Origin of the sequence: Burkholderia sp. Se-20373 (genome assembly GCF_017104705.1) — a bacterium.
Classification (GTDB): domain Bacteria; phylum Pseudomonadota; class Gammaproteobacteria; order Burkholderiales; family Burkholderiaceae; genus Burkholderia.
Genome location: NZ_JAAGPH010000163.1, coordinates 1 through 16570, shown reverse-complemented (window position 1 = coordinate 16570; position 16570 = coordinate 1). Strand labels below are relative to the sequence as shown.

At 67.3% G+C, this 16570-nt stretch carries 14 protein-coding genes and 2 pseudogenes; 12 read left to right on the top strand and 4 right to left on the bottom strand.

Annotated elements, in window-relative coordinates; translation table 11 throughout:
* The 7 genes from G3N96_RS32990 to G3N96_RS32960 all read left to right on the top strand — a co-directional run.
* Positions 1-901, top strand: a 901-nt coding sequence (locus G3N96_RS32990; RefSeq protein ID WP_241022941.1) for an ABC transporter permease subunit, incomplete at its 5' end; no start/stop codon positions are given.
* The gene (locus G3N96_RS32985) at positions 898-1839 is read left to right on the top strand and encodes an ABC transporter permease subunit (protein ID WP_206139811.1); all 942 of its coding nucleotides are present in this window, start codon (positions 898-900) and stop codon (positions 1837-1839) included. The genes G3N96_RS32990 and G3N96_RS32985, both read left to right, overlap by 4 nt.
* A 31-nt stretch (positions 1840-1870) precedes the next feature.
* On the top strand, positions 1871-3451 hold the full coding sequence (locus tag G3N96_RS32980; RefSeq protein ID WP_206139810.1) for a DUF3138 family protein: 1581 nt from the start codon (positions 1871-1873) through the stop codon (positions 3449-3451).
* A gap of 26 nt (positions 3452-3477) precedes the next feature.
* Complete coding sequence (locus tag G3N96_RS32975; RefSeq protein ID WP_206139809.1) at positions 3478-4770, top strand: FAD-binding oxidoreductase; 1293 nt, start codon at positions 3478-3480, stop codon at positions 4768-4770.
* Between the two features lie 70 nt (positions 4771-4840).
* Entirely contained in the window at positions 4841-5221 is a 381-nt protein-coding gene (locus tag G3N96_RS32970) for a cupin domain-containing protein (protein WP_206139808.1), read from the top strand.
* Between the two features lie 45 nt (positions 5222-5266).
* The gene (locus G3N96_RS32965; RefSeq protein WP_206139807.1) at positions 5267-6682 is read left to right on the top strand and encodes an amidase family protein; all 1416 of its coding nucleotides are present in this window, start codon (positions 5267-5269) and stop codon (positions 6680-6682) included.
* A 25-nt stretch (positions 6683-6707) separates the two neighbouring features.
* Positions 6708-8198 (top strand): aldehyde dehydrogenase, encoded by a 1491-nt coding sequence (locus G3N96_RS32960; RefSeq protein WP_206139806.1) that lies wholly within the window; start codon positions 6708-6710, stop codon positions 8196-8198.
* 63 nt (positions 8199-8261) lie between these two features.
* Here G3N96_RS32960 and G3N96_RS32955 read toward each other — a convergent pair whose 3' ends face one another.
* Positions 8262-10115, bottom strand: coding sequence for an ABC transporter ATP-binding protein (locus tag G3N96_RS32955; protein WP_206139805.1), 1854 nt, complete (start codon positions 10113-10115; stop codon positions 8262-8264).
* Positions 10116-10404: 289 nt separating this feature from the next.
* On the opposite strand from G3N96_RS32955, the gene G3N96_RS32950 reads away from it, so the two are divergent.
* The 3 genes from G3N96_RS32950 (at position 10405) to G3N96_RS32940 (ending at position 12715) form a co-directional block, all read left to right on the top strand.
* A complete protein-coding gene (locus G3N96_RS32950) occupies positions 10405-10971 on the top strand; it encodes a TetR/AcrR family transcriptional regulator (protein WP_206139804.1) in 567 nt (188 codons plus the stop codon).
* Between the two features lie 226 nt (positions 10972-11197).
* Positions 11198-11623 carry an organic hydroperoxide resistance protein gene (locus tag G3N96_RS32945; RefSeq protein WP_046547194.1) on the top strand — a complete coding sequence of 142 codons (426 nt, stop codon included), beginning with the start codon at positions 11198-11200 and terminating at the stop codon, positions 11621-11623.
* A 57-nt stretch (positions 11624-11680) separates the two neighbouring features.
* The gene (locus G3N96_RS32940; RefSeq protein WP_206139803.1) at positions 11681-12715 is read left to right on the top strand and encodes an alpha/beta hydrolase; all 1035 of its coding nucleotides are present in this window, start codon (positions 11681-11683) and stop codon (positions 12713-12715) included.
* 101 nt (positions 12716-12816) lie between these two features.
* Here the strand turns inward: G3N96_RS32940 and G3N96_RS32935 are convergent, their stop codons facing one another.
* Complete coding sequence (locus G3N96_RS32935) at positions 12817-14532, bottom strand: ATP-binding protein (protein WP_206139802.1); 1716 nt, start codon at positions 14530-14532, stop codon at positions 12817-12819.
* Positions 14533-14621: 89 nt separating this feature from the next.
* Positions 14622-15251: a response regulator transcription factor gene (locus G3N96_RS32930; RefSeq protein ID WP_206139801.1), complete on the bottom strand. Its 630-nt coding sequence runs from the start codon at positions 15249-15251 to the stop codon at positions 14622-14624.
* A 416-nt stretch (positions 15252-15667) separates the two neighbouring features.
* On the opposite strand from G3N96_RS32930, the gene G3N96_RS32925 reads away from it, so the two are divergent.
* Positions 15668-15991 (top strand): flagellar transcriptional regulator FlhD, encoded by a 324-nt coding sequence (locus tag G3N96_RS32925; RefSeq protein WP_206139800.1) that lies wholly within the window; start codon positions 15668-15670, stop codon positions 15989-15991.
* Positions 15988-16392, top strand: a pseudogene (locus G3N96_RS39460) (FlhC family transcriptional regulator); the annotation flags it as partial. The gene G3N96_RS32925 and the pseudogene G3N96_RS39460, both read left to right, overlap by 4 nt.
* Positions 16393-16437: 45 nt before the next feature.
* Here G3N96_RS39460 and G3N96_RS39455 read toward each other — a convergent pair.
* Positions 16438-16570: pseudogene (locus tag G3N96_RS39455) on the bottom strand (S4 domain-containing protein); the annotation flags it as partial.

Sequence of the window (16570 nt, the reverse complement as noted above, 5' to 3'; positions counted from 1 at the left end):
CTTCGCGCTGCTGTCGCGCTTCCTGCCGTCGGGCCGCAGCGTCGCGATCGGCGTGCCGTTCGTGTGGCTTGCGGTGTTCTTCGCGCTGCCGTTCGTGCTGGTGCTGAAGATCAGCTTCGCCGACCAGATGCTCGGCATCCCGCCGTACACCGCGCTCGCGCGGCTGGAGGCGGGCACCGTGCAGGTCGTGCTGTCGCTGAAGCATTACGCGCTGCTGCTGCAGGACGACCTGTACCTGAACACCTACGTCAGCTCGCTGAAGATGGCCGCGGCATCGACGCTGATGTGCCTGCTGGTCGGCTACCCGATCGCGTATTTCATTGCACGCTCGGCGCCGGCCCGCCGCAACGTGCTGATGATGGCCGTGATGCTGCCGTTCTGGACGTCGTTCCTGATCCGCGTCTATGCGTGGGTCGGGATCATGAAGGACGACGGCTTGCTGAACCACGTGCTGGCGGCGCTCGGCATGATCGCGACACCGCTGCGCCTGTATCACACCGACGCGGGCGTCTACATCGGGATGGTCTATTCGTACCTGCCGTTCATGGTGATGCCGCTGTATGCGCACCTCGTGAAGATGGATCTCACGTTGCTTGAAGCCGCGAACGATCTCGGTGCGACGCCGTGGTCCGCGTTCTGGCGCATCACGTTGCCGCTGTCGCGCAATGGCATCGTCGCGGGCAGCCTGCTCGTGTTCATCCCGGCGGTCGGCGAATACGTGATCCCCGAACTGCTCGGTGGCGCGAACACGCTGATGCTCGGCCGCGTGATGTGGGACGAGTTCTTCAACAACATGGACTGGCCGATGGCGTCCGCGGTGACGGTGACGATGGTGCTGCTGCTGCTCGTGCCGATGGCGCTGCTCCACTACAGCCAGACCGAAGGGGAGGCCCGGCCATGACCCGCGCGAATCGCATCCTGTCCGCGTGCGTGCTGGGCGCGGGCTTCCTGTTCCTGTACATCCCGATCGTCAGCCTGGTTGTGTATTCGTTCAACGCGTCGAAGCTGGTCACGGTGTGGTCGGGCTTCTCGGTGAAGTGGTACGGCGCGTTGCTGCACGACGACGAACTACTCACGGCCGCGTGGCTGTCGCTGAAGATCGCGCTGCTGACGGCGACCGCGTCGGTCGCGATCGGCACCTGGGCCGGCTTCGTGCTCGCCCGCATGGGGCGCTTTCGCGGCTTCACGCTGTATGCCGCGATGATCAACGCGCCGCTCGTGATTCCGGAGGTGATACAGGGCATCTCGCTGCTGCTGCTGTTCGTCGCGATGCAGCAGACCTTCGGCTGGCCGGCCGGGCGCGGCTGGCTGACGATCTGGATCGGCCACGTGATGCTGTGCCTGTCGCTCGTCGCGGTGATCGTGCAGTCGCGGGTGAAGGAGCTCGATCGTTCGATCGAGGAGGCCGCGCTCGATCTCGGCGCGCGGCCGTGGAAGGTGTTCTTCGTGATCACGCTGCCGCTGATCGCGCAGGCGCTGGTGTCCGGCTGGCTGCTGGCGTTCACGGTGTCGATCGACGACGTGATCCTGTCCGCGTTCCTGTCGGGCCCCGGGTCGACCACGCTGCCGCTCGTCGTGTTTTCCCGCGTGCGGATGGGGCTGAACCCGGAGATGAATGCGCTCGCCACGGTGTTCATCACGGTCGTGACGATCGGGGTCGTCGTCGTGAACCGCGCGATGCTGGCCCGCGAGCGGCGGCACGCGCGTGACATGCGGGCGTGGCACGCGCTGTCCTCGGCCGAGGTATCCGGCACCCCCGCGTCGCCGTCCGCCATGCCGCCCGCGCGCTCGCCCGCCGCGCCGCCGCTGCACGACCGCATCCCGCATCCCACGAAGTGACGAACACTGACGAACGACCAGGAGACTTTCCATGAAAAAGAAGATGCTCTGCGCGCTGATCGCCGGAGCGCTGCCGGGGCTGGCCGCGGCGAATTCGAGCGCCGACCAGATCCGGACGCTGCAGCAGCAGATCGCGGTGCTGCAACGTCAGATGAGCGCGCTGCAATCGCAGCTCGGCGCGAAGCCTTCGGCCGCACCGGTTGTGTCGACCGTGGCGAACGCGTCGAATTCGGCGACCGGCGCGGCGGCTGACCCGTCCACACCCGGCTACGGGCAGGCGCCCGCCGTGCTGACCAACGATGACGTGTCGGAAATCCGGCAACAAGTCGCGAATCAGCAACTGAAGGTCGATTCGCTGACCGACGCCGCGCGCACGGGCCCGATCGCCGGGTTGTCGGTGACGGGCTACCTCGATCCGACCTACATATACAACCGGGGTGCCGGCACGTCGTCGTTCCAGTTCGCGAATCACGAGAACGCGTACACCTACTACAACAGCACGTTCGGCGATGTGTTCCTCGACATCAAGAAGACGTTCGGTGTCGGCCCGACCGCGCCGTCCGCGGAAATCACGCTGATGCCGAACCGCGGCGCGGGCCTGTCGATGATGACGGGCAGCGGCGCGAGTGGCCTGAACATCATCAACACGGCCGTGCTGACCGTGCCGCTGTCGGGCACGACGGCGCTCACCGGCGGGCTCGTGACGGGCTTCGCCGGTTACGAGTACCAGCAGTCGAGCCAGATGCTGACGCTCACGCACAACCTGCTGTACGACTTCTCCGATCCGGGTTCGTCGATCGGCGCGGGCCTCAACTACCTGAGCGCGGACGGCCACTGGGCGTGGAAGTTCTTCGTCGGCAACGAGCAGTTCCGCAGTGCGGGCGCGGTCACGCAGACCGGCGTCAACGCGCTCGGCGACCCGATCACGACGAGCAACAAGGTGCCGACCTTCACCGCACGCGTCGATTACCTGCGCGGCAGCGCGCTCGACGTCGGCGGCTCGATCAGCATCGGTCGCCAGACGCTGCCGAGCGCGGTCGACCCGGCCACCGGCAACGTGCGCTACGGCGTGGGCGGCAACGCGCCGAGCGCATATGGTGCGTTCTTCTTTGCCGAGGCCGATGCGACCTATACGCTTGCCGATGCGCAGTACAACGCCGAGTTCGACTACGGCCAGCAGCAGCACGGCGCGTTCAACGGCGGGCTCGCGCAGTGGTTCGGGCTGTCGTTGCTCGCGCACCGCAAGTTCAACGCACCGGTGGTCGGCCGCATGGGCGCGACGCTGCGCTACGACCTGCTCGTGAACCGGAAGAACGGCGGCGGCGGCTCGTCGATCGGCCTGAACGGCAACGGGATGGATCCGTACAACGGCTTCGGCATCGATGCGGACTGCCTCGCGCTGTCGAAGGCAAACGGCGGCATCGGCTTCGAGTGCAAGGGCGCGACGCGGCAGGCCGCCGCGTTCGACCTGCTGTTCTATCCGACCCAGCAAGTGACGGTGAAGGTCGAATACCGGCACGACTGGGCGAGCAACAAGGTCTTCCTGCGTCACGACGGGTCGTACGAGAAGTCGAACGACCTGCTCGCCACCCAACTCATCTACGCGTTCTGACGCGACGCCGTTCGCGAGTCTTGCACATGCTCAAGTTCGAAAACCAGCAACATGTTCAGTCCTACTATTCAGCAACCGCGAACGACCGTACGCGGCATCCATCGCTCGACGGGGCCGAGACGGCCGACGTCTGCGTGATCGGCGGCGGGCTCACGGGCCTGTCCGCGGCACTCGAACTCGCCGAGCGCGGCCATTCGGTCGTGCTCGTCGAGGCATCGAAGATCGGCTGGGGCGCGAGTGGCCGCAACGGCGGTCAGCTGATCGCCGGGTACGCGTGCGACATCGATACGTTCTCGGCCTACCTGCCGGAAGACGACGTACGGCGCGTCTGGGCGATGGGGCTGGAGTCGATCGAGATCGTCCGGCAGCGGGTCGAGCGATACGGCATCGATTGCGACCTGAGTTTCGGCTTCCTGACCGCCGCGAACAAGCCGCGCCATCTCGATGCGCTGCGCGCGTGGCGCGATACCGCGGCGAGCCGCTTCGGCTATCGCGGCTACGAAGTCGTCGAGCGCGCCGACATGCATCGTTTCGTCGCGTCGGATCGTTACGTCGGCGGCCTCCGTTACGAAGGCAGCGGCCACCTGCATCCGCTGAACTACACGCTCGGCCTCGCGCGTGCGGCGCGCGAAGCCGGCGTGACGATCCACGAGGACACGCCCGCGATTTCGCTCGATCGCGCCGCGCCGCACCACCGCGTCAGGTGCGCGCGCGGGCATGTGGATGCCCGTCATGTGGTACTGGCCTGCAATGCGTACCTGGGGCAACTGGCGCCGGCGCTGGCGCGCAAGATCATTCCGGTCGCGACGTACCTGATCGCGACGGCGCCGCTCGGCGACGCGCGCGCGGCCGAGACGATGCCGGCCGATGCGGCGATCTGCGACACGAATTCCGCGCTCGACTATTTCCGGCTGACGCGCGACCGCCGGCTGCTGTGGGGCGGCAAGGCCAGCAGCGCGACGGACACGCCGCGCGACCTCGCGGCCGCGATGCGGCGCGACATGCTGAAGACGTTCCCGCAGCTCGCCGACGTGCGGATCGACTACGCGTGGGGCGGGCTGATCGACGCGACGATGAATCGCGCACCGCATTTCGGCCGGCTCGAGCCGACCGTGTATTTCGCGCAGGGCTTTTCCGGGCACGGCGTCAACGTGACGGGCCTGGCGGGGCGGCTGATCGCGGAAGCGATCGATGCACAGGCCGCGCGCTTCGACCTGTTCGGCCGGATCCGCCATCGCGACTTTCCGGGCGGGCGCGCGCTGCGCACGCCGATGCTGGCGCTCGCGATGACCTGGCACCGGATGATGGATCTGCTCTGACCCGCGCGGGCGGTTCACCCGGCCGCGCGGCACCGAAACGTTTCGAATCACTCATGCCCTGGAGGCACTCATGACCAACATCACGCATCTCGTCGACCTGATGCGCGCACCCGCGAAGCTCACGCAGAGCCGCGTGCCGAGCGGGTTGCTGCTCGACGGCAATCCGCAGCAGACGCTGTCGCATCACTACATCAGCCCGTGCGGGCAGTTCAGTTGCGGGATATGGGCATGCACGCCCGGCCGCTGGACGATCGAGTACGACGAGTCGGAGTATTGCGAGATGCTGAGCGGCGTCACGATCGTGCGCGATGCGGACGGCCGCGAGCGCGTGCTGCGCGCCGGCGACCGCTTCGTGATCCCGCCGGGCTTTCGCGGCACGTGGGAAGTCGTCGAAACGTGCCGCAAGATCTATGCGTCGCACGCACCGCAAGCCGGACAGCCGGGCGCGTAACGCGGCCGGTTCAGGACAACTATCGAGATCAACGAGGAGCAAACCATGACCCAGGAATTGTGGCGCCTCAGCGCGGCCGAAATGGCCGAGCGCGTCGCGCGTCGCGACGTGTCTGCCACTGAACTCACGCGCAGCTGCCTGCAGCGGCTTGAAGCGGTGAACCCCGCCATCAACGCGATCGTCGACGTGATGGCCGACAGCGCGTTGCAGGCCGCGTCCGATGCCGATGCCGCGATCGCGCGCGCCGCACCGGTCGGCCCGCTGCACGGCGTGCCGGTGACCGTGAAGATCAACGTCGACACGGCGGGACATGCGACGACCAACGGCGTGCGCGCGTTTTCCGACCTGATCGCGCACGAGGACAGCCCGGTGACCGCGAACCTGCGCAAGGCCGGCGCGATCGTGATCGGGCGCAGCAATGCGCCGGCGTTTTCGTACCGCTGGTTCACCGACAACGACCTGCACGGCCGCACGTCGAATCCTTGGAATGCATCGCTGACGCCGGGCGGTTCCAGCGGTGGTGCCGCCGCGGCCGTGGCCGCCGGCATCGGCGCGATCGCGCACGGCAACGACCTGGGCGGCTCGATCCGCTACCCGGCCTATGCGTGCGGCGTCGCCGGGCTGCGGCCCAGCACCGGACGCGTGCCGGCGTACAACCCGACGCAGTCGAAGGACCGCACGCTCGCGGTGCAGCTCGCATCCGTCCAGGGGCCGCTCGCGCGGACGGTCGGCGACCTGCGGCTCGCGCTCGACGCGATGGCGGCAGGCGACACGCGCGACGCATGGTGGATGCCGGTCGCGCCGAATGCGCACGAAGCCGCGTTCCCCGCGCGCGTGGCCGTGTGCCCGGCGCTGCCGGGCGTGCCGTCCGATCCGGTGGTGGTCGATGCGATCCGGCGGGCCGCGCGCTGGCTTGAAGAAGCCGGCTGCCTCGTCGAGGAAGCGGCGCCGCCGCGGTTCGCCGAGGCGTGCGATCTGTGGCTGGACCTGGTGACCAACGAAGCGCGCGGCGGCCTCGGCGACGTGATCATGCAGCACGGCGACGCGGCGATCCGTACCGCGTTCGCGAGCCAGCGTCGTCTCGCGAAGCCGATGGATCTCGAGGGCTACATGAACGGCCTCGCGCGACGTACCGCGCTGCTGCGCGACTGGCAGCAGTTCTTCGCGCGCTATCCGCTGCTGCTGATGCCGGTGTCGTGCGCGCAGCCGTTCGCGATCGACGCGGATCAGCACGGCGACGACGCGATGCGCGCGATCGTCGAGCGGCAGGGGCCGCTGCTCGCGACCGCGCTGCTCGGGTTGCCGGGGCTGTCGGTGCCGACCGGCATCCACGACGGCGTGCCGACCGGCGTGCAGCTCGTCGCGGGACGCTTCCAGGAAGCGCTGTGTCTCGCCGCGGGCGAAGCGATCGAGGCGCGCGCGGGCATCTTCACGCCGATCGATCCGGTCACCGGGTCGTGATCCGCGACTTTTCACGAGGAAACGCATGAATCAACCGACATTCGAAGACTGGCAGGCACGCGCGGCCGCGTTGCGGATCGAAGGGCGCGCGTTCATCGACGGCGACGCGCGCCACGCGCAATCCGGCGCGACCTTCGCCTGCGTGAGCCCGATCGACGGTGGCGTGCTCGCGCGCGTGGCCGATTGCGGCGCCGACGACGTCGACCTCGCGGTGGTGGCCGCGCGCCGCGCGTTCGACGCCCAGAGCTGGGCCGGCATGAACCCGCGTGCGCGCAAGGCCGTGCTGCAGCGCTGGGCCGCGCTGATGCGCGAGCATCTCGACGAACTCGCGCTGCTCGAGACGCTCGATACCGGCAAGCCGATCGCCGATACCACGGCGATCGACGTGCCGGCTGCCGCGCATTGCGTCGACTGGTATGCGGAAGCGATCGACAAGGTCGGCGGCGAAGTCGCGCCGGTCGACCCTCATCTGGTCGGGCTCGTCACGCGCGAGCCGATCGGCGTCGTCGCCGCCGTCGTGCCGTGGAATTTCCCGCTGCTGATGGCCGCGTGGAAATTCGCGCCGGCGCTCGCGGCCGGCAACAGTGTCGTGCTCAAGCCGTCCGAGAAATCGCCGCTCACCGGGATCCGCGTTGCGCAGCTCGCGTGCGACGCGGGCATTCCGGCTGGCGTGTTCAGCGTCGTGCCGGGCGGCGCGGCGCCGGGCAGGGCGCTCGCGCTGCATCGTGATGTCGACTGCATCGCGTTTACCGGGTCGACGCGCACGGGGCAGCAGATCATGGCGTGCGCCGCGCAATCCAATCTGAAGCGTGTGTGGCTCGAACTCGGCGGCAAGTCGCCGAACATCGTGCTGCGCGATTGCCCCGATCTCGACCGCGCCGCGCAGGCGGCCGCCGACGCGATCTTCTTCAACATGGGCGAAGTGTGCACGGCCGGCTCGCGCCTGCTCGTGCATCGCGACATCAAGGACGCATTCGTCGCGAAGCTGGTCGAGGCGTCGCGACGATTCGCGCCCGGGCATCCGCTCGATCCGTCGGTGACGATGGGGGCGATCGTCGATCGCATGCAGCTCGACCGCGTGATGGGGTATATCGGCGCCGGGCGCGACGAAGGCAAGCTCGTGACGGGCGGCGCGCGCGTGAAGGAGGACACGGGCGGGTTCTATGTCGAGCCGACGGTGTTCGAGGTGAAGCCCGATGCGAAGATCGCGCGCGAGGAGATCTTCGGGCCGGTGCTGTCGGTGATCGTGTTCGACGATGTCGACGAGGCCGTGCGGATCGCCAATGACACCGAGTATGGACTGGCCGCCGCCGTCTGGTCGGCCGACCTCTCGACCGCGCATGCGGTGGCGCGGCGGCTGCGTGCGGGCACCGTGTGGGTCAACTGTTACGGCGACGGCAGCGACGACATGAACTTCCCGTTCGGCGGTTACAAGCTGTCGGGCAACGGTCGCGACAAGTCGCTGCATGCGCTCGACAAGTACACCGAGCTGAAATCGACGATCGTGCGCTTGTAATGTCGAGGGCGACGCGTGGCCTGGGCAACGAGGCCGCGCGTCTCGCGCATCCGGATGGGCGGCTTACTGCTCCGCATTCTCCGCATCCGCCGTTTCACCGAGGAACCCGCCGCTCTGGTGCGCCCACAGCGCCGCATAAATGCCCCCGGCCTGCAGTAACTGCTGGTGCGTCCCTTCCTCGACGATGCGCCCTTCGTCGAGCACGATCAGCCGGTCCATCGCCGCGATGGTCGACAGCCGGTGCGCGATCGCGATCACCGTCTTGCCGTGCATCAGGTCGTCGAGGCTGCGCTGGATCGCGACTTCGACTTCGGAATCGAGCGCGCTGGTCGCCTCGTCGAGCACGAGGATCGGCGCGTCCTTGAGCATCACGCGCGCGATCGCGACGCGCTGCCGCTGGCCGCCCGACAGCTTCACGCCGCGCTCGCCGACCTCGACGTCGTAGCCGCTACGCCCATGGCGGTCGCGCAGTCGCTCGATGAACTCGGACGCTTCCGCGCGCACGGCTGCATCGTGCATCTCGCGCTCGGTCGCGTCGGGGCGACCGTACAGCAGGTTCTCGCGCATCGTCCGGTGCAGCAGCGACGTATCCTGCGTGACCATCCCGATCGCGCCGCGCAGGCTGTCCTGCGTCACGTGCGCGATGTCCTGCCCGTCGATCCGGATCGCGCCGCCGCCCACGTCGTAGAAGCGCAGCAGCAGGTTCACGAGCGTCGACTTGCCGGCGCCCGAGCGGCCGATCAGGCCGATCCGCTCGCCGGGCCGGATCGTCAGGTTCAGCCCGTCGAACACCGCGCGATCGTTGTCCTCGTGCGCGAACTGCACGTTGTCGAACACGATCTCGCCGCGCTGCACCACGAGCGGCTTCGCGTCGGGCGCGTCGACCACGCTGTGCACCTTCGTCAGCGTGTTGATGCCGTCCTGGATCGTGCCGACGTTCTCGAACAGTTCGGTCATTTCCCACATGATCCAGTGCGAGTAGCTCGACAGGCGCAGCGCCATCGCGATCACGGCGGCGACGACGCCCGCGCTCGCCTCGCCATGCATCCACAGAACCAGCGCGAGGCCGGTCGAGCCGACCAGCAGCAGCGTCGACAGCAGATGGTTGACGACCTCGAACGCGCTGACGAGCCGCATCTGCGCGTCGCCGGTCGCCTTGAACGCTTCCATCGCGCGGCGTGCGTGGTCGGCTTCGCGCCGCGTGTGCGAGAACAGCTTCACGGTCGTGATGTTCGAATACGCGTCGGTGATGCGGCCCGTCATCAGCGCGCGCGCATCGGCCTGGCGGCTGCCGACGGCACCGAGGCGCGGCACGAAATACGCGCACGCCAGGCCGTAGCCGAGCGCCCACAGTGCGAGCGGGATCATCAGCCGCCAGTCGAAGCTGGCCGCGAGCGCGAGGATGCCGATCAGGTACGCGGCGACGCCGATCACGACGTCGACCGACATGAACAGCGCATCGCGCACCGCGAGCGCGGTCTGCATGATCTTGGTCGTCACGCGGCCCGCGAACTCGTTCGCGTAGAACGACAGGCTCTGGTCGAGCATCAGCCGGTGAAACAGCCAGCGCAGCCGCATCGGGAAGTTGATCGCGAGCACCTGGTGCTTGACCATCGTATGCAGCGCGATCAGCAGCGCGCTGCCGGCGAGGATCGCCGCGAACCCGGCGAGCGTGCCGAAGTGCCGGCCGCCGAAATCGGCCGGCGTCGCGGATGCGAGCCAGTCGACCACGCGGCCCATCATCGCAAACAGCGCGGCCTCGTACGCGGCCAGCGCGGCCGACGTCAGCGCGATCAGCAGGATCCAGCTGCGCGCGCCTTTCGTGCACGCCCAGACGAACGAGAAGAAACCCCGCGGTGGCGTGACGGGATCTTCGAGCGGGAAAGTCGGCAGGCGCCGTTCAAACCACGAAAACATCGACTTGTTCTCCTTGTGCGGCCCGACGCAGCGGGCGGGCCGATGATGCCGGGGCCGGATGCGATGCGGTCATCATGTGCCGGCACATCCGTCCAGCCGATGGACGTCGCGCCGCGATTCGCATGGCCCGGCGTGAAGTGTCGCATCGTTTCGATCCTGCTGCAGGCCGGTTGTAAGCCGCCCGGCCAGGCGAACGGCGTCGGACTTGCGCAGCGGGCTCGCAGGCATCGGCATCGCGCCCTTAAAAAAGTCCTTGACTATCTATCTATGAGTAGATAAAGTTCGATCCATGGAAACGAAACCGACCGTCCGCGAACAGATTCTCGACCACGCGATTACGTTGATGATGCAGCGCGGTTACAACGGCTTCAGCTATCGAGACCTGTCCGACCTGGTGGGCGTGAAGACGTCGAGCATCCACTACTACTTCCCGTCAAAGGACGATCTGGTGCTGGAAGCGGTGGCGGCCTACAGCGACGAAGTCCTCGCGGCCGTGCGGGCGATCGATCCGGCGCTGCCGGCCGACGTGAAGCTGAGCCTGTACACGAAGATGTTCGGCCGCACGCTGGGCGACGGTAACCTGATCTGCCTGTGCGGGATGCTCGCGTCCGACATTGAAACGCTGCCGGAGAACGTGCGGCAGGCGGTTCAGGCGTTCTTCACGGCCAACGAGCGCTGGCTCGCGGAATTGCTGGCGCAAGGCGCGAAGGAAGGCACGCTGCAGTTCAGCGGCGAGCCGGACACGGCGGCGCGCACGCTGTACGCGGCGTTCCAGGGCAGCGTGCTGGCCAGTCGGTTGTTTCATACGCGGGCGCGTCTCGAGGATGTCGAGGCCGTCTGGAAAACGCGGCCCTGACGGGCGGCGCGCGAGCAGTGGGGCGGTTCGCCGCCTTCTTATTGAATCGCGTTATCTATCATGTAGTAGATAGATGATTGGCGCAGAGGAATCGATCCTCTGCATTTTTTGGGGATGTTTATCTATCTATGCGTAGATAAACAGATGCGAAGCCGGCGAAGAAGCCGCCGGCATGCGGTCCCCGGTTCGAAGGCTGTTCATTCATTTGCTGAAAAAGGAGTCTGTCATGTCGATCGAAAAAGTGCTGTACCGCGCCCATGCAAAAGCCACCGGCGGCCGTGACGGCCGTGCGACGGTGCCCGAAAGCGGTCTCGACCTGAAGCTGACCACGCCGCGCGAGCTCGGCGGCGCGGGCGGCGCAGGCGCGAACCCCGAGCAACTGTTCGCCGCCGGCTACAGCGCGTGCTTCATCGGCGCGATGAAGTTCGTCGCCGCGCGCGACAAGATCGCGATCCCCGCGGACGCCGCGATCGAAGGCAGCGTCGGCATCGGCGCGATCCCGAACGGCTTCGGCATCGAAGTCGAACTGAAGATCTCGCTGCCGGGCCTCGATCGCGATGTCGCGCAAACGCTGATCGACCGCGCACACGTCGTCTGCCCGTACTCGAACGCGACGCGCGGCAACATCGACGTCACGCTCACGCTCGTCTGATCCATCGCACTGCCAACCATCCATCGCCATTCAAAGATTCGACCAAGGAGTTGCACCATGAAGATCGTCAAGCCGCTGCTGATCGCCGCCGCCGTGGCAGCCGCATTGTCCGCCGCACCTGCCGCGTTCGCCGCGGGTGCCGAAGCCGTCGGTCCCGATGCGACGACGAGCGCTTTCCTCGCCGTGCTGAACGGCCAGAAGGGCCCGGGCCTCGAAACGCTGAGCCCCGCGAAGGCGCGCCAGGTGCTGGTCGACGCGCAGAACGGCACGAAGGTCGACCTGTCGGGCATCGACGTGTCGAACCGCACGATCGAACAGGACGGCTTGTCCGTGCCGGTCACGGTCGTCCGCCCGCAGGGCGCGACGGGCACGCTGCCGGTGTTCGTGTTCATTCACGGCGGCGGCTGGGTGCTCGGCGATTTCCCGACGCACGAGCGCCTCGTGCGCGACCTCGTCGTGCAATCGGGCGCCGTCGCGGTGTTCGTGAACTACACGCCGTCGCCGGAAGCGCATTACCCGGTGGCGATCAACCAGGCGTATGCGGCGACGAAGTGGGTGGCCGCGCACGGCGCGGAGATCGGCGTCGACGGCAGCCGCCTCGCGGTGGTCGGCAACAGCGTCGGCGGGAACATGGCGGCCGTGGTGGCGCTGATGGCGAAGGACAAGGGCGGCCCCGCGATCCGCTTCCAGGGGCTGATGTGGCCGGTGACGGACCACAACTTCAACACGGGTTCGTACAACGCGTATCAGCAAGGGCACTTCCTGACGCGGCCGATGATGAAGTGGTTCTGGGACGCCTATACGAAGAACGAAGCGCAACGCAACGAGATCTACGCGTCGCCGCTGCGCGCGAGTACCGCGCAGTTGAAGGGCCTGCCGCCCGCGCTGATCCAGGTCGCGCAGTTCGACGTGCTGCGTGACGAAGGCGAAGCGTACGGCCGCAAGCTCGACGCAGCCGGCGTCGACGCGACGACCACGCGCTACGACGGCACCATCCACGATTTCGGCCTGCTGAACGCGCTGGCCACGGATGCGCCGACGAAGGCCGCGACGAAGGCGATGGCGAACGAGATCGCGACGCGGTTGAAGTAAGCGAGGGCCCGCACGCGCGCCGCGCCTGACGCGGTGTGCGTGAGAAGAATCCGCGGCGGGCAGATGCCCGCCGTTTTTGCATGCCGCCGGTGCGCCGCAGACTATCCCGCGTCAGTCCGGCGCTGCTGCCCGGGAGCCTGCGCATGCAGCAGGCGCGCCATCGCCGCGCGCAGCTTGTCGCTCGGCACCGGCTTGTGCAGCAGCACGAACCCGCCGTGCTTCAGCCGGCCGGGCCGCCGCGCGGTCGTGTCGCCCGTGATCAGCATCGCGGGAATCGCCGCGTTGTACTCGTCGCGAATGCGCGCGATCGCAGCGATGCCGTTCTGGTCACCGTGCAGGTGCAGGTCGCAGATCAGCAGGGTCGGCCGGACCTCGCACGATGCCAGGCACGCGATCGCGTCATCGACCGACGCGGCCGTGACGACCTGGTAGCCCCAGCGCTCGAGCAGCATCGACATGCCGGCGCGGATCGCGCTTTCGTCGTCGATCACGACCACGAGGTGCGCGGCGGCCGTCGCCTCGTCGACGGCGATCTCGTCCGCGGCGGCGCCCGGCTGAACGGCCGTGTCCAGCCGCACCAGCTGCAGTTCGAAGCACGAGCCCCGCCCCGGTTCTGAGCGCAGTGTCAGCGGGCAGTCGAGCAGCCCCGCGAGGCGCCGCACGATCGCCAGCCCGAGGCCGACGCCCCGTTCGGGCTCGTCGCCGCGCCGGCGCAACTGGTAGTAGTCGTCGAATACGCGCGCCTGCTGGTCGGCCGGAATGCCGCGCCCGGTGTCGAGGAATTGCAGGCGAACGTGCTGGCGTGTGCGCCGGCAGCCGACGACGATGCGTCCGGTGTCGGTATAGCGCACCGCATTCGACAGCAGGTTGCGTGCGATGCGCTCGATCAGCACCGGGTCGGAATCGACCACGGCCGTGCTGCGCACGTACGACAGCGACAAGCCTTTCCCGTGCGCGTCGGCGGCGACTTCGCGGCACACGCGCTCCAGCACCGCGCCGATCGCGAACGGCCGGCGATGGACGGGCACGACGCCCGCATCGAGCCGCGAGATGTCGAGGATCGCGGTGAACAGCGCGTCCATCGCGTTGACGGACTGGTCGATGCGATCGACGAGCAGCGTGCCGTCGGCCGGCATCGGCACGTGACGTAACGCGCCGACGAACAGGCTCAACGCATGGACGGGCTGACGCAGGTCGTGGCTCGCGGCCGCGAGAAAGCTCGACTTGACGTGCACGGCCTCCGTCGCGAGATCCTTTTGCCGGCGGAAGTTCTCGGCCAGCTGCGCGGCGCGCTGGCGTTCGCGTTCGGCGATCCGCTGCGCGCGGATCAGTTGCAACTGCATCTCGATCTGGTCGCGGAATTCCTCGACGAGCCGGATGTAGCGCTCCGAATACGCATTCTCCTTGCAGTCGAGCAGGCAGATCGTGCCGAACGGCGTGTTGTCGGGCCAGCGGATCGGCAAGCCGAGATACGAGACCATGTTGACGCGCAGGTCCGGATTGTTGCGCCACTGCGCGGATTGCCGCGCATCCGGCACGACCAGCGTATCGCCGGTTGCGATGACCGCTTCGCAGTAAAGCCCCGAGCCGTGCAGTTCGGCCGATTCGCCCGGATAGAACGGATTGCCGGTGTTGCGGCTCGCCACCAGCACCTGGATGTCGCGGCCGACGTTGCGCATGATCAGCCCGGCCGGCACGCCGACGATTTCCGCCATCAGGTCGACGAGGCGCTGCCAGCGCGCGATCACGTCGGCGGCGAGGTCGAACGGGACTTCATGGTCGGCCGGCGTTTCGGGCGGCTCGTCGACATGCGTCATGCGCACGCTCCTCGAACGGGCGGGGACAATGAGGAAAATTTAGGCGTTCCGCGCCGGCATGGCAATGTCGCGCGCGAGCCGGCGCCGGATCAGATGAGGCCGGCCTTCCTGCCGGCTGCCGCTGCCTGGGTGCGGTTGATGACGTTCAGCGCCTTGAAGATCGCGGTGATGTGCGCCTTGATGGTCTTTTCGGACAGGCCCAGCTTGTCGGCGATGACCTTGTTCGGTACGCCTTCCGCGAGATAGCGCAGCACTTCGACCTGTCGTTGCGTCAGCATCGAACCGCGTGCCGCAGCGGCGCCGTCCTGATGCTGCAGCGCGGGGTCGTCGAGCACGAGCGGCGGGACGTAGCGTTCGCCGTTGAGGGCGATCCGGATCGCGGACAGCAGCGTGCGCGGGCTGGCGGACTTCGGCACGTAACCCATCGCGCCCTGCGCGAACGCGCTGCGCACGGCGCCGGGATCCTCGGACGACGACAGCACGATGACCGGGAGCCCCGGGCGCATCGTCGCGAAGACGGCCAGCGCGTCGAGGCCGTCCATGCCCTGCAGCTTCAGGTCGAGCACGATGGCGTCGAGGTCGGTGTGATCGTCGAGCAGCCGCACCGCATCATCGGCGCTGCTCGTCTGGACGACGACCGTGTCGTCGTCACTCTGGCGCAGCAGCATCTCCACGCCATCCCGCAGGATCGCGTGATCATCGACGATCAGAATTTTCATGAGGACGCTTGAATAAGTGAGTCCGGAGTCGGACCGATACGAACGAACCGGATTGTACAAGACGAAAGTCTTAATACTAAAGTCGCTTTTGTCCTGCATCTGTCTTGCGTCTAACGTCGCATTTACATTCAGCGGAATATCGCCGAGACTCAATCACGACAGTTCGCAATGCAGGTGAATGCGGGCACGCCATTCGATGCGTCGCCGGCATCGCGGCGATGTGAGCGACGAAGCAAGCGGCCGCCTCGGGATTGAACGACGGTGCGCTGCACGCACACGATGTGCGTCGTTCGGCAACCATGAATTTCGGTTATTCATGCCGAACGAAAAAAATAACGGTTCGTCATAACCGGATTATCGGCACGCATTTTGACGATGAATCATTGATCCCGATCGCGCATGAATCGAGGTGAACGATGAAGGTTGCCAACGACAGCGATGCAATGTGGGAACTGAACATGTCGTATCTCTGGCTTGCGCAGCGACTGCTGCAGTCGGATCGCGCAACCGGCATGTTCCGCCTGGGTGTGACCGCCGATGTCGCCGCCGCGCTGGCCGCGCTGTCGATGAAGCATATGAACGAGCTCGCGTCCGCGGGGCAGTTGATCTGCGCATTGCGGCCGGGCCGGGACGGTGTGCTGTCGGCACTGACCCGCCCGACGCCGCCGGTCGATCTCGTGCGCGTGCATACCGCAATGGTGCTGGCCGGCCTTGAGCTACCGGACGAGGAAACATCATGAACGGCCGGGCAGGGCGGCATGGCCTCGCGGACGACGCGCAACTGACGATGCACGCGGCGGCGCTGATCCGGCTCGGCGCGCGGCTGCAGATGCTGGAAATCGAGTGCGGGTTGCCGCGCGACCGTCTCGTGCGGCTGTATCGCGAAGTGCGCGGCGTGGCCGCGCCGAAGGGGTTGCTGCCGTCGTCGATCGACTGGTACATGACGTGGTTCGCGAACCTTCATGCATCGCTGTTCCACAGCATCTATCGCTTCCTGCGCAACCAGGCGGGCTGCACGCGACTCGAGGCGCTCGTCAAGGCCTATACGCTGTATGCCGAACAGGGCGATGCCGCGTGTTGCGCGTTGCCGCTGGACCTGACCCGAGCCTGGATGCTGGTGCGCTTCGTCGACGCCGGCGTGCTCGACATCGCCCGATGCCGGGATTGCGGCGCGGCGTTCATCACCTACCGCCACGCGCTGCGCCTCGATCCAGCTCTGCAGGCGGCTGCGCGAGAATTCGGGGAACAGTTGGGCGAGCGCCTTGTCGAGGCGTTCGCCCGCGAGCGACATCGGCACTTCGACGACGCGCGGCGCTTCA